The sequence below is a fragment of the Flavobacterium melibiosi genome (assembly GCF_048158545.1).
Taxonomy (GTDB): domain Bacteria; phylum Bacteroidota; class Bacteroidia; order Flavobacteriales; family Flavobacteriaceae; genus Flavobacterium; species Flavobacterium melibiosi.
The window spans coordinates 372,705-386,327 of record NZ_JBLNKU010000001.1; the positions used below are offsets into that span (position 1 = coordinate 372,705).

The following is a 13,623-nucleotide window of genomic DNA, read 5'->3' on the forward strand; positions in this document are numbered from 1 at the left end:
GTGGATAATCATTATACTATATGAAAAAGGTGGGTAACCATAATTCGATGTCAAGAAAATTATATTTAGGCTTAGCTTTAACGCTAATTTTCTCTCTAACTTCATTTGCTCAAGACGCTGCACCTGCAGCAGTCGATGCGTCTGCAGCTCCTGCTGCGGCAACAGGTGGAGATGCTGTAAAAGGTAAAGAACTTTTTAATGCAAATTGTGCTGCATGTCATAAATTAGATGCGAAATCTACGGGTCCAGCTCTTAGAGGTGTGTCTGGTAAGTATGAAATGTCGTGGATTTACAAATGGGTTAGTAATAGCTCTGATTTGATTAAATCTGGTGATGCTCAAGCTGTAAAAGTTTTTGATGAAAACAATAAAGCAGTAATGACTGCTTTTCCTCAATTGTCAACTGGGGATATTGATAATATTATTGCGTATACCTCAGAGCCAAAAGCGGAAGCTCCGGTAGTGGCAGGTGCTGTTGCGGCAGCTGGTACTGCAGGTACTGAAAGCGGTGGTATTTCAAATAATGTTATTCTAGGTGCTCTGGCGCTTGTTATGGCAATGCTTGTAGTAATGTTGTTTTTAGTAAACAATGTTTTGCGAAAAGTTGCTAAATCAAATGGAATAGAAGTTGCGCCAAAAGAAGCAACATTGCCAATTTGGAAAGCATTTGCAAGAAATCAATTTTTAGTCTTAGTTACTTCAATTTTTCTATTGTTGTCAGGTGCTTATTTTGTGTATGGTTTTTTAATGCAGGTTGGTGTTGATCAAGATTATGCGCCAATTCAGCCAATTCATTATTCACACAAGATACATGCTGGGGATAATGAAATAAATTGTAAATATTGTCACTCTGCTGCGCGTGTAAGTAAAAATGCAGGTATTCCTTCGTTGAATGTTTGTATGAACTGTCATAAAAATATTTCAGAAGTTGCTGAAACTACTGCTACTCCTGAATACAGCAAAGCATTTTATGATGAGCAAATCCAAAAATTATATACAGCAGTGGGTTGGGATAAAACAACTCAATCTTATACTGGAAAAACGCAGCCTGTAAAATGGGTTCGAATTCATAACTTGCCTGATTTTGTTTATTTTAATCACTCACAACACGTTACGGTTGCAGGAATTGAATGTCAGACTTGTCATGGTCCAGTTCAGGAATATGAAATTCAAAAACAGTTCGCTCCGCTTACAATGGGTTGGTGTGTTGATTGCCACAGAAAAACAGATGTTAAGATGGAAGGCAATGAATATTATGCTAAAATCCATGAACAGCTTTCTAAAAAATATGGTGTAGACAAATTGACTGCTGCGCAAATGGGAGGTTTAGAATGTGGTAAATGTCACTATTAATCAAATTATTAAGATTTTAATATTTATATATGTCATCAAACAAAAAATACTGGAAAAGTGTTGAAGAACTAGACGGAAATAGTTCTATTGTTGAGGCGCTTAAAAACAACGAATTTGTTGAAGAAATTCCTACAGATGAATTTTTAGGAAATAATGATGCATTGTCATCTTCTTCTACAACACGTCGTGATTTTTTAAAGTACGTTGGATTTAGTACTGCGGCAGCTACGCTTGCGGCTTGCGAAGGACCTGTGCACAAGTCAATACCTTATGTGTTACAACCAGAGCAAATTATTCCTGGAGTAGCAGATTATTACGCAACTTCTGTTTTTGACGGTTATGATTTTGCAAACCTTTTAGTTAAAACACGTGAAGGTCGTCCTATTAAAATAGATAATAATACTATTACTGGAGCAAAATTTACTGCCAATGCAAGAATTCATGCGTCTATCTTATCATTATATGATAACATGCGTTTGAAAGAACCAAAAATCGAGGGTAAAGATGCAACTTGGTCTGTTGTTGATTCAAAAATTAAGTCAAGTATTGATGATGCCAAAGCAAAAGGCGGTCAAATTGTCTTATTAACAAATACATTAGCAAGTCCTTCAACTGAAAAATTGATTGCTGATTTTATTGCTAAAAATCCAAACTCAAAACACGTAGTTTATGATGCTGTTTCTTCGTCAGAAGCACTTGATGCATTTGAAACAGTTTACGGTGAAAGAGCTTTGGTGGATTATGATTTTTCAAAAGCTTCTCTTATAGTTTCTGTTGGTGCAGATTTTCTAGGAGATTGGCAAGGTGGGGGTTATGATTCTGGTTATGCTCAAGGTAGAATTCCGAAAAACGGAAAAATGTCTCGTCATTTTCAACTAGAAGCTAATATGACTTTGTCTGGTGCTGCTGCTGATAAACGTTTACCGATGTCTACGGCTAATCAAAAACAAGCTTTAGTCCATATATATAATATTGTAACTGGTTCTTCTGTTGCTGTAAGTTTAGAAGATAAATTTAAAGCAGAAGTTACAAAAGCGGCTCAACAATTAAAAGCAGCCGGTTCAAAAGGGGTATTGGTGTCAGGTATTCAAGATAAAAATGCTCAATTGTTAGTTTTGGCTATCAACCAAGTGTTGGCAAGTGAGGCTTTCAGTACTTCTGGAGTAAGACAAATAAGAAAAGGATCTAATGAAAAAGTGGCTCAATTAATTAATGATATGAAAGCGGGAAGTGTTCATACTTTAATTATGAGTGGAGTTAATCCAGTTTACACTTTAGCGGATAGTATTTCTTTTGTTGAAGGACTTAAAAAAGTAAAAACCTCTGTGTCATTTTCTCTAAAAGAAGATGAAACTGCTTTGGTAAGTACCATAGCGGCTGCAGTTCCTCATTATTTAGAATCATGGAATGATGTAAGTATTACAAAAGGTACTTACGGCATAACACAGCCTACAATTCGTCCTCTTTTCAAGACTAAACAATTTCAAGATGTTTTATTGTCTTTAAATGGTGTTTCAGGGACATTCTATGATTATATTAAAGCTAATGCTTCAACATTAATCTCGGGTTCTTCATGGAATAAAGTATTGCATGATGGTGTTTTTGTTGGTATTATACCAACGGTATCTGCAGGTTCTGCTGATTATAGTGCTGCTGCAAATGCTTTAGCGAAATCAAAAGCAACTGAAGGATTAGAACTTGTGTTGTATACTAAAACAGGTATGGGAGATGGACAGCAAGCTAATAACCCTTGGTTGCAAGAGTTTCCAGACCCAATTACAAGAGTTTCTTGGGATAATTATGTTACCGTTTCGAATGCTGATGCTAAGAAATACGAATTGTCTAATGAAATTGTTGCTAACGGAGGTTTAAACGGAAGTTATGCTACTATAACTACTGCTGATGGAATTAAATTAGAAAATGTTCCGGTAATTGTTCAGCCAGGACAAGCTGTTGGGACAGTTGGTCTAGCTTTAGGATATGGTCGTAAAGCGGCTTTGAAAGAAGAAATGATGGTAGGTTTAAATGCCTATTCTTTATATAAAGGTTTCAATAATGTACAGTCTGTTGCATTGGTGAAAGCTGGAGGAGAACATGAGTTTGCTTGTGTTCAAGGTCAGAAAACATTGATGGGAAGAGGGGATATTATTAAAGAAACTTCTTTGGAGATATTCAATACAAAAGATGCTAAAGAGTGGAACGAACAACCAATGGTGTCTTTAGATCACAAAGAAGTAGAAGCAACTAAAGTTGATTTATGGGATTCTTTTGACCGTTCTATCGGACATCATTTTAATCTTTCTATCGATTTAAATGCTTGTACCGGTTGTGGTGCTTGTGTAATTGCTTGTCATGCAGAAAATAACGTTCCAGTTGTTGGGAAATCAGAAGTTAGAAGAAGTCGCGACATGCACTGGTTGCGTATCGATAGATATTATTCTTCTGAAAGTACATTTGAAGGCGATAATAAAAGAAAAGAAAATATAGCTGGTTTATCAAGTTCATTATCTACATTTAATGAAATGGAAAAAGCGGGTGATAACCCACAAGTTTCTTTTCAACCTGTAATGTGTCAACATTGTAATCATGCACCTTGTGAAACGGTTTGCCCAGTTGCTGCAACTTCACATGGTCGTCAAGGTCAAAATCATATGGCGTATAACAGATGTGTTGGTACACGTTACTGTGCTAACAACTGTCCATACAAAGTGCGTCGTTTTAACTGGTTCTTGTACAACAAAAACAGTGAATTCGATTATCACATGAATGACGATTTAGGGCGTATGGTATTAAATCCAGATGTTAATGTTCGTTCTCGTGGAGTTATGGAAAAATGTTCTATGTGTATTCAAATGACACAGTCAACAATTTTAAAAGCAAAAAGAGAAGGAAGAGCAATCGTAGATGGTGAATTCCAAACTGCATGTTCAAATGCTTGTTCTACAGGAGCAATGATTTTTGGAGATGTAAATGATAAAGAAGCGGAAGTAGCTAAATTAGCTGCTGATGATAGAATGTATCATTTATTGGAGCATGTTGGAACAAAACCAAATGTGATTTATCACGTTAAAGTTAGAAATACCTAGTACAAAAAATAATTAATTAAGAATCAATATAAAGGATTATGTCGTCTCACTACGAAGCAACCATTAGAAAACCTTTAGTTATAGGTGATAAATCTTATCACGATGTAACTGTAGATGTAGCTGCACCTGTTGAGGGTAAAGCAAACAAACATTGGTGGATTGTATTTTCAATCGCATTAATAGCCTTCCTTTGGGGATTAGGCTGTATAATTTACACCGTATCTACAGGTATTGGAACATGGGGATTAAATAAAACAGTTGGTTGGGCTTGGGATATCACGAACTTTGTTTGGTGGGTTGGTATTGGTCACGCAGGGACCTTAATTTCTGCTGTATTATTACTTTTCCGTCAACGATGGAGAATGGCTATTAACCGTTCTGCAGAAGCAATGACAATTTTCTCAGTTATTCAAGCAGGTTTATTTCCAATCATTCACATGGGTCGTCCATGGTTAGCATATTGGGTTTTACCAATTCCGAATCAATTCGGTTCTCTTTGGGTAAATTTTAACTCGCCATTACTTTGGGATGTATTTGCAATTTCAACATATCTTTCTGTTTCATTAGTTTTCTGGTGGACTGGTTTGTTGCCTGATTTTGCGATGTTACGTGATAGAGCAATAACTCCTTTTAATAAAAGAGTTTACTCAATATTAAGCTTTGGATGGAGCGGTAGAGCTAAAGACTGGCAACGTTTTGAAGAAGTTTCTTTGGTTCTTGCAGGTTTGGCTACTCCACTTGTACTTTCTGTACACACTATTGTATCGATGGACTTTGCTACTTCAGTTATCCCTGGATGGCACACTACAATCTTCCCTCCATACTTTGTTGCTGGAGCGGTTTTCTCAGGATTTGCAATGGTAAATACTTTGCTTATCATTATGAGAAAAGTATCTAATTTAGAAGGTTATATTACAATTCAACACATAGAATTAATGAATATTGTAATTATGATTACAGGTTCTATAGTAGGTGTTGCCTATATTACTGAGCTTTTCATTGCTTGGTACTCTGGTGTAGAATACGAACAATATGCTTTCTTAAACAGAGCTACGGGACCTTACTGGTGGGCATATTGGTCAATGATGACTTGTAACGTATTTTCACCACAATTCATGTGGTTCAAAAAATTGAGAACAAGTATTATGTTTTCTTTTATAATTTCAATTGTAGTAAATATTGGAATGTGGTTTGAAAGATTTGTAATTATTGTAACTTCTTTACATAGGGATTACTTACCATCTTCTTGGACAATGTTCTCACCGACATTCGTTGATATTGGTATTTTTATTGGAACAATAGGTTTCTTCTTTGTGTTGTTTTTATTATATTCTAGAACATTCCCGGTAATTGCTCAAGCGGAAGTAAAAACAATATTAAAAGGGACTGGAGATAATTATAAAAGAGAAAGAGAAGCAAATAAAGATTTACATCATGAGTAATAAAGTAATATACGCCATATACAATGACGATGATATATTGATGGATGCCGTTAAAAAAACGCGTGCAGCACATCATCATATTGAAGAAGTTTTTACTCCTTTTCCGGTACACGGTTTGGATAAAGCGATGGGGCTTGCTCCTACAAGGTTAGCTATCTGTGCTTTTATTTATGGATTGATTGGTTTGTCTTTTGGAACTTGGATGATGAACTATATAATGATTCAGGATTGGCCACAGGATATTGGTGGAAAACCAAGTTTTAGTTACATAGAAAATATGCCGGCATTCGTGCCAATTATGTTTGAAGAGACTGTTTTTTTTGCGGCGCATTTAATGGTTATTACTTTTTATATGAGAAGTAAATTATGGCCATTTAAGCAGGCTGAGAATCCAGATGTGAGAACAACAGATGATCATTTTTTGATGGAAGTTGCTATAAATGATAATGAAGAAGAGTTAGTTTCATTTTTCAAAAACACAGGAGCAGTAGAAGTTAAAGTAATAGAAAAGCAGTAATCATAGCTATGAAAAGGATATATAAAATAACACTTTTATTTGGTTTAACTATTTTAGTTGCGTCTTGTCATAATAATGCAGCGCCAAACTATCAGTATTTTCCAAATATGTATGAGTCAGTTGGGTATGAAACTTATGCTGAATCGGATGCATTTAACAATGGTAAAGAAGGTCAACTTCCTGTATCAGGAACTATAAACAGAGGATTCGATGTTTATGATTATGAAAATTCTACTGCTGGTTACGAATTGGCAAAAGCTAATCTTAAGTCACCATTAGATTCATTGAGTACTAATTCTGAAGAGGGGAAAGCACTTTTTGAAATTTATTGTGTAAGTTGTCACGGTGCAACTGGAAACGGTAAAGGTAAATTAGTTGAAAGAGAAAAATTTCTTGGAGTACCAAGCTATGCTGACAGACCAATTACTGAAGGAAGTGTCTTTCACGTAATAACGTATGGTTTAAATGCAATGGGTTCACACGCTAATCAATTGAGTGCCCATGAACGATGGTTAGTTACTGACTATGTTCTAAAACTAAAAAGCGAATTATAATTGTTGAACAAACTGATCGTAATAGATATGTATACATTTTCAAGTAAATTAAAAACTTTTTCTTTCATCTTAATGGCTGTTGGTCTTTTAGGAATTGGATATGGTTTTTTAACTGCACCAAAAGATATTCAAGAAGTTGAGAATCTGCTTGCTGCTGATAGTCATGGTGGTCATGGTGAAGTTCAGCATGAAGTTTCAAATTCTTCTCACAAAGAAAATGAAGTGGCAGCGGAACACAAAGAAGCAACAGATGCTAAAGAAGCTACTGAACACAAAGAACATTTAACACATGTTTTGCATCAACTGCAAAATAAGCCATGGGCCGCATTATATGTTGCTTGTATTTTCTTCTTGCTTATTTCAATGGGTGTATTAGCTTTTTATGCTATACAACAAGTAGCACAAGCTGGATGGTCTCCGGTTCTGTTTAGAGTAATGCAAGGTATAACTGCATATTTACCGATAGGATCAGTTTTATTTTTTATTTTCTTGGTGTTATGTGGTTTGCATTTTAATCATTTATTTATTTGGTTAGATCCTGAAGTGGTAGCTCACGATAAAATAATCCAAACGAAAGCTGGGTATTTAAATTTTCCTTTTTGGATTGTTAGAGCGGCTATATTTTTATTTGGATGGAATTTATACCGTTATTATTCTAGAAAAAATTGTTTAGCGCAGGATGAAGCTACAGATGATAATTTGTACAAAAAGAATTTTAAAATATCTGCAGGATTTTTAGTTTTCTTCATCGTGTCAGAATCGATTATGTCATGGGATTGGATTATGTCTATTGATCCTCATTGGTTCAGTACATTATTTGGTTGGTATGTTTTTGCCAGTTTTTTTGTAAGCGGTATCACTATGATTACTATGGTAACGTTGTATTTAAAATCAAGAGGATATTTAGAACATGTTAATACAAGTCATATTCATGATTTAGCCAAATTTATGTTTGGAATAAGTGTTTTTTGGACTTACTTATGGTTTTCACAATTCATGTTGATATGGTATGCGAATATTCCAGAAGAGGTTACTTATTTTATAACAAGAATACAATTGTATAATCTTCCTTTCTTTGGTGCTGTTGTGATGAACTTCTTGTTTCCAATTTTGATTTTGATAAATACAGATTTCAAAAGAATTACATGGGTACTAGTAATGGCAGGTATTGTAATATTGCTAGGACATTATATTGATTTCTTTAATATGATAATGCCAGGAACAGTTGGAGATAGATGGTTTATCGGAATTTCAGAAATTGCATCGGTTCTTTTCTTTCTAGGATTATTTATTTATGTTGTTTTTACAGCATTGACTAAAGCTCCTTTGTTGCCAAAAAGAAATCCATTTATAGAAGAAAGTAAACATTTTCATTATTAATATTTAAAGAAAAAAACAGATGACAAGTTTGTTGGTAATTATAGTTTTAGTTTTATTAGCTGTTGCTTTGTGGCAATTGACGAAAATATTCGACCTCACGCAAGTAGGTTCAAATTCGGACAGTTCTCAAGTAGCTACTGATAATGATAATAATGTACAAGGTTATTTAATGTTTGGTTTCTTGGCATTCATTTATATTTTTACAATCTATGGATTGTTTAAATGGAGTCCGCTAGTTCTTCATACGCCTGCTTCTGAGCATGGTGCGCTTGTGGATAATCTTATGAATATTACTTGGGTTTTAATTTTTATTGTTCAAGCAATCACTCAAGTTCTTTTGCATTATTTTGCTTTTAAATATAGAGGTAAAAAAGATCAAAAAGCATTGTATTTTGCAGACAATAATAAATTGGAAGCAATCTGGAGTGTTATTCCAGCTGTTGTTCTTGCAGGTTTAATCCTTTATGGTTTGTATGCTTGGACAAACATTATGTTTGTTGATGAAGAAGAAGACACTGTTGTTATAGAATTGTATGCGCAACAATTTAACTGGAAAGCTAGATATTCAGGAAATGATAATGTATTAGGTAAAGCTAATGTTAGGTTTATTGAAGGTGCTAACTCGGTTGGAGTTGATTTGTCTGATCCTTATTCACAAGATGATATTGTTGTAACGGAGTTGCATATACCTAAAGGGAAAAAAGTGCATTTTAAAATGCGTTCTCAAGATGTTTTGCATTCTGCATATATGCCTCATTTTAGAGCTCAGATGAACTGTGTTCCTGGAATGGTTACTGAATTTGCTTTTACGCCAATTTACACTACAGATGAATATAGAGAATTACCTTTCATGGTAGAAAAAGTAGCTAAAATAAACATTCTAAGAGCTAAAAAAAGTGCTGAATTGCTAGCCAAAGGAGAAACTGCACTTGATCCTTATACTTTTGACTATTTGTTGTTATGTAATAAAATTTGTGGTGCATCTCATTATAATATGCAAATGAAAATTATTGTAGATACTCCAGAGGATTATAAGAAATGGTTAAGTGATAAAGCAACTTTAGTACAAGAAGTAAAAACTGCCAATACACCAGCTCCCGTTGAAGGAGGAACAGGTAAAGATTCTACAAATACCAAAGACACCGCAGCTGTTGCTAAAATAGCTATGAAATAATTATTAAGAAAATTTAAAGTATACATATATGTCAGCAGAAGGTCACGATCACGGACAAGATCACGAACACGAACACCACCATAAAGACACTTTCATTACTAAATATATTTTTAGTATTGATCACAAAATGATTGCTAAACAATACCTTTTAACAGGTATTATTATGGGAGTTATTGGTGTTGGTATGTCTATGCTTTTTAGAATGCAATTGGCATGGCCAGAAGAATCATTCAAAATATTTAATATATTACTTGGTGATAAATTTGCTCCAAATGGGGTTATGGCTAACGATATTTATTTGGCATTAGTTACAATTCATGGAACGATAATGGTATTCTTCGTTCTTACCGCTGGATTGAGCGGAACTTTTAGTAATTTATTGATTCCTCTTCAGATTGGTGCAAGAGATATGGCATCTGGTTTTATGAATATGATTTCTTATTGGTTATTCTTTTTGTCAAGTGTAATCATGGTTTGTTCATTATTCGTAGAAGCTGGACCAGCATCAGCCGGTTGGACTATTTATCCGCCTTTGAGTGCACTTCCACAAGCAATTCCTGGTTCAGGGATGGGTATGACATTATGGTTAGTTTCTATGGCTATATTTATTGCATCTTCATTAATGGGATCTTTAAACTATGTAGTTACAGTAATCAATCTTAGAACTAAAGGAATGTCTATGACAAGATTGCCTCTTACTATTTGGGCTTTCTTCGTGACTGCAATTATTGGTATTGTTTCTTTTCCAGTTTTGTTATCAGCTGCGTTATTACTGATTTTTGACAGAAGTTTTGGAACATCATTCTTCTTATCTGACATTTATATTGCTGGTGAAGTATTGCATTATCAAGGTGGTTCTCCAGTTTTGTTTGAACACTTATTTTGGTTTTTAGGACATCCTGAAGTTTATATTGTATTGTTGCCTGCTTTAGGTATTACATCTGAAGTTATTGCTACTAATTCTCGTAAACCTATTTTTGGTTACAGAGCGATGATTATGTCAATTTTGGCAATCGCATTCTTATCAACAATTGTTTGGGGACATCACATGTTTATATCAGGGATGAATCCATTCTTAGGGTCTGTATTTACATTTACAACTTTATTAATTGCGATTCCTTCTGCTGTAAAAGCCTTTAATTATATTACAACACTTTGGAAAGGAAATTTACAATTGAACCCAGCGATGTTGTTTTCAATTGGTTTAGTTTCTACTTTTATAACAGGTGGTTTAACAGGTATTATTCTTGGAGATAGTACTTTGGATATCAATGTTCACGACACGTATTTTGTTGTGGCTCACTTTCACTTAGTAATGGGTATTTCTGCTCTTTATGGTATGTTTGCCGGTATTTATCACTGGTTTCCAAAAATGTATGGAAGAATGCTTAATAAAAATCTAGGTTATGTTCACTTTTGGGTAACTGCAGTTTGTGCTTATGGTGTGTTTTTTCCAATGCACTTTATAGGATTAGCTGGTTTGCCAAGACGTTATTATACGAACACAAACTTTCCATTATTTGATGATTTGCAAAATGTAAATGTTCTTATAACTACATTCGCGTTGATTGGTGGAGCTTTTCAATTGGTGTTTTTATACAACTTTTTCAGTAGTATTTTCTACGGTAAAAGAGCGGTTCAAAATCCTTGGAAATCTAATACACTTGAATGGACTGCGCCTGTAGAGCACATGCACGGTAACTGGCCAGGAGAAATCCCTGAAGTTCATCGTTGGCCTTATGATTACAGTAATCCAGCACACGATGTTGATTTTGTACCTCAAAATGTCCCAATGAAGGAAGGTGAAGAAGTTTTACACCACTAATCTTAATATATTAATCAGCCTCTGCGAAAGTAGAGGCTTTTTTATTTTGAACTGATAGGATAATTATTTTAATGGACAATTTTAATAAAGTCTTCAGACGGAATTCTGCCAAACTAAATACTTTCTTTATCTTTGTTAAATGAATGAAAATCTAGATCCAACAACAAACGGTTATAATGCAGAAGAACTTGATCTTGAAAAAAGATTAAGGCCACTTTCATTTGATGATTTCGCCGGTCAAGACCAAATACTGGAAAATTTAAAGGTTTTTGTACAGGCTGCAAATCAAAGAAACGAAGCACTTGATCACACCCTTTTTCATGGCCCTCCAGGTTTGGGGAAAACCACTTTGGCCAATATTCTTGCTAATGAGCTACAAGTAGGCATAAAAATTACTTCAGGACCCGTTTTAGACAAGCCTGGTGATTTAGCAGGTTTATTAACTAATCTTGAAGAACGGGACGTGTTGTTTATTGATGAAATTCATCGTTTAAGTCCCATAGTTGAAGAATATTTGTATTCGGCAATGGAAGACTTCAAAATTGATATAATGATTGAATCTGGCCCAAATGCTCGCACGGTTCAAATCAACTTAAACCCTTTTACATTAATTGGCGCTACGACGCGTTCTGGACTGTTAACTGCTCCTATGAGAGCCCGCTTTGGAATATCATCACGACTACAATATTATACTACGGAGCTATTAACCACAATCGTTGAAAGAAGTGCTGCCATATTCAAAATGCCTATTACTATGGAGGCAGCGATTGAAATTGCCGGTAGAAGCAGAGGTACACCACGTATTGCCAATGCATTATTGCGTCGTGTTCGTGATTTTGCGCAAATAAAAGGAAATGGTAAAATTGACATAGAAATTGCCCGTTATGCACTAAAAGCACTTAATGTAGATGCTCATGGATTAGATGAAATGGACAATAAAATACTAACTACAATTATTGAAAAGTTCAAAGGGGGACCAGTAGGTCTATCAACTTTGGCGACAGCCGTATCCGAAAGTAGCGAAACAATTGAAGAAGTATATGAGCCATTTCTTATTCAAGAGGGGTTTATCATGAGAACGCCTAGAGGAAGAGAAGTTACGGACAAAGCTTATAAACATTTAGGAAAATTAAATACAAATATTCAAGGTGGATTGTTTTAATTTTAGGAGCTATTTACTTCGTCAGTTCGCTACGCTTGTGTCCTGCTATTCGCTATATCTATCTCGCAAAAAAAAAACGAGATAGGATGCCGCTTCAAACGAAGTTCACTGAACTCCTATAAAAATAGAAGCTAAGTGAAGTAATCAGGGCTAGTTTGAATAAACCATTAATTTAACTTTTGTATCATAATTCAAAAATCTAAATACACTCAGTTCATTAAATCAGAAGCTAAACGCCTCGGATTTTTGTCTTGTGGTATTTCTAAAGCTGAATTTTTAGAGAATGAAGCGCCACGGTTAGAAAATTGGCTTAATAAAAATAGAAATGGTGAAATGTCGTACATGGAAAATCATTTCGACAAACGTTTAAATCCAACTTTACTGGTCGATGATGCTAAAAGTGTTGTTTCGCTTTTGCTAAATTATTATCCTGAAGAACTACAAAATCAGGATTCTTATAAAATTTCAAAATATGCTTACGGGCAGGATTATCATTTTGTAATTAAAGAAAAGCTTAAAGAGTTTTTATTTTCTATTCAATCAAGTATTGGTGAAGTTTCAGGACGAGCATTTGTTGATTCGGCTCCTGTACTTGATAAAGCTTGGGCTGCAAAAAGTGGTTTAGGCTGGATTGGTAAAAACAGTAATTTGTTGACTCAAAAAGTAGGTTCTTTTTATTTTATTGCGGAGCTTATTATCGACTTAGATTTAGAATATGATAATTCTACAACAGATCATTGCGGAACTTGTACCGCTTGTATCGACGCTTGTCCAACCGAAGCGATTGTAGGGCCGTATATTGTAGACGGCAGTAAATGTATTTCTTATTTTACAATAGAACTAAAAGAGAATATTCCTCAAGAAATGAAAGGTAAGTTTGATGATTGGGCTTTTGGGTGTGATGTATGTCAGGATGTTTGCCCATGGAATAAGTTTTCAAAAGCACACAATGAACCGTTGTTTAATCCAAATCCAGAATTGCTTTTCATGTCCAAAAAAGATTGGAATGATATTACTGAAGAAACATTTAAAGTTGTGTTTAAAAATTCGCCTCTTAAAAGAGCAAAATTTCAAGGAATTAAACGAAATTTTGATTTTTTAAAATAATTTTTTGTATTTTAATTGGTTGAT

General features: G+C 34.6%; 10 protein-coding genes. All 10 read left to right on the forward strand.

The annotated features are described in order from the left end of the window. Window positions 1–20: 20 nt before the first annotated feature. The 10 genes from ACM55F_RS01580 to queG all read left to right on the forward strand — a co-directional run bounded on the left by ACM55F_RS01580 (window position 21) and on the right by queG (window position 13,599). On the forward strand, window positions 21–1,352 hold the full coding sequence (locus ACM55F_RS01580; protein ID WP_416851939.1) for a cytochrome c3 family protein: 1,332 nt from the start codon (window positions 21–23) through the stop codon (window positions 1,350–1,352). Window positions 1,353–1,381: 29 nt separating this feature from the next. Next, window positions 1,382–4,438 carry a TAT-variant-translocated molybdopterin oxidoreductase gene (locus tag ACM55F_RS01585; RefSeq protein ID WP_416851940.1) on the forward strand — a complete coding sequence of 1,019 codons (3,057 nt, stop codon included), beginning with the start codon at window positions 1,382–1,384 and terminating at the stop codon, window positions 4,436–4,438. A gap of 38 nt (window positions 4,439–4,476) precedes the next feature. After that, window positions 4,477–5,880: an NrfD/PsrC family molybdoenzyme membrane anchor subunit gene (gene nrfD / locus ACM55F_RS01590; RefSeq protein WP_314898424.1), complete on the forward strand. Its 1,404-nt coding sequence runs from the start codon at window positions 4,477–4,479 to the stop codon at window positions 5,878–5,880. Beyond that, window positions 5,873–6,397, forward strand: a complete 525-nt coding sequence (locus ACM55F_RS01595) for a DUF3341 domain-containing protein (protein ID WP_314898422.1) — start codon at window positions 5,873–5,875, stop codon at window positions 6,395–6,397. Before nrfD ends, ACM55F_RS01595 begins: the two co-directional genes overlap by 8 nt. An 8-nt stretch (window positions 6,398–6,405) precedes the next feature. Then, on the forward strand, window positions 6,406–6,951 hold the full coding sequence (locus tag ACM55F_RS01600; protein WP_416851941.1) for a c-type cytochrome: 546 nt from the start codon (window positions 6,406–6,408) through the stop codon (window positions 6,949–6,951). A gap of 27 nt (window positions 6,952–6,978) precedes the next feature. Next, window positions 6,979–8,331: a quinol:cytochrome C oxidoreductase gene (locus tag ACM55F_RS01605; RefSeq protein WP_416851942.1), complete on the forward strand. Its 1,353-nt coding sequence runs from the start codon at window positions 6,979–6,981 to the stop codon at window positions 8,329–8,331. 19 nt (window positions 8,332–8,350) lie between these two features. Beyond that, entirely contained in the window at window positions 8,351–9,505 is a 1,155-nt protein-coding gene (locus ACM55F_RS01610; RefSeq protein WP_416851943.1) for a cytochrome c oxidase subunit II, read from the forward strand. Window positions 9,506–9,533: 28 nt separating this feature from the next. Next, window positions 9,534–11,330, forward strand: coding sequence for a cytochrome c oxidase subunit I (locus ACM55F_RS01615; protein WP_416851944.1), 1,797 nt, complete (start codon window positions 9,534–9,536; stop codon window positions 11,328–11,330). 139 nt (window positions 11,331–11,469) lie between these two features. Next, window positions 11,470–12,492 (forward strand): Holliday junction branch migration DNA helicase RuvB, encoded by a 1,023-nt coding sequence (gene ruvB / locus ACM55F_RS01620; protein ID WP_314898418.1) that lies wholly within the window; start codon window positions 11,470–11,472, stop codon window positions 12,490–12,492. Window positions 12,493–12,675: 183 nt separating this feature from the next. After that, window positions 12,676–13,599: a tRNA epoxyqueuosine(34) reductase QueG gene (queG, locus tag ACM55F_RS01625; protein ID WP_416852043.1), complete on the forward strand. Its 924-nt coding sequence runs from the start codon at window positions 12,676–12,678 to the stop codon at window positions 13,597–13,599. Window positions 13,600–13,623 lie beyond the last annotated feature (24 nt).

Excerpts from the sequence above, each read along its gene's own strand:
- ACM55F_RS01605 (WP_416851942.1), top strand. The coding sequence starts at position 6,979 with ATGTATACATTTTCAAGTAAATTAAAAACTTTTTCTTTCATCTTAATG.
- ruvB (WP_314898418.1), top strand. The coding sequence starts at position 11,470 with ATGAATGAAAATCTAGATCCAACAACAAACGGTTATAATGCAGAAGAA.
- ACM55F_RS01615 (WP_416851944.1), top strand. The coding sequence starts at position 9,534 with ATGTCAGCAGAAGGTCACGATCACGGACAAGATCACGAACACGAACAC.
- ACM55F_RS01595 (WP_314898422.1), top strand. The coding sequence starts at position 5,873 with ATGAGTAATAAAGTAATATACGCCATATACAATGACGATGATATATTG.
- ACM55F_RS01600 (WP_416851941.1), top strand. The coding sequence starts at position 6,406 with ATGAAAAGGATATATAAAATAACACTTTTATTTGGTTTAACTATTTTA.
- nrfD (WP_314898424.1), top strand. The coding sequence starts at position 4,477 with ATGTCGTCTCACTACGAAGCAACCATTAGAAAACCTTTAGTTATAGGT.
- ACM55F_RS01580 (WP_416851939.1), top strand. The coding sequence starts at position 21 with ATGAAAAAGGTGGGTAACCATAATTCGATGTCAAGAAAATTATATTTA.
- ACM55F_RS01610 (WP_416851943.1), top strand. The coding sequence starts at position 8,351 with ATGACAAGTTTGTTGGTAATTATAGTTTTAGTTTTATTAGCTGTTGCT.
- ACM55F_RS01585 (WP_416851940.1), top strand. The coding sequence starts at position 1,382 with ATGTCATCAAACAAAAAATACTGGAAAAGTGTTGAAGAACTAGACGGA.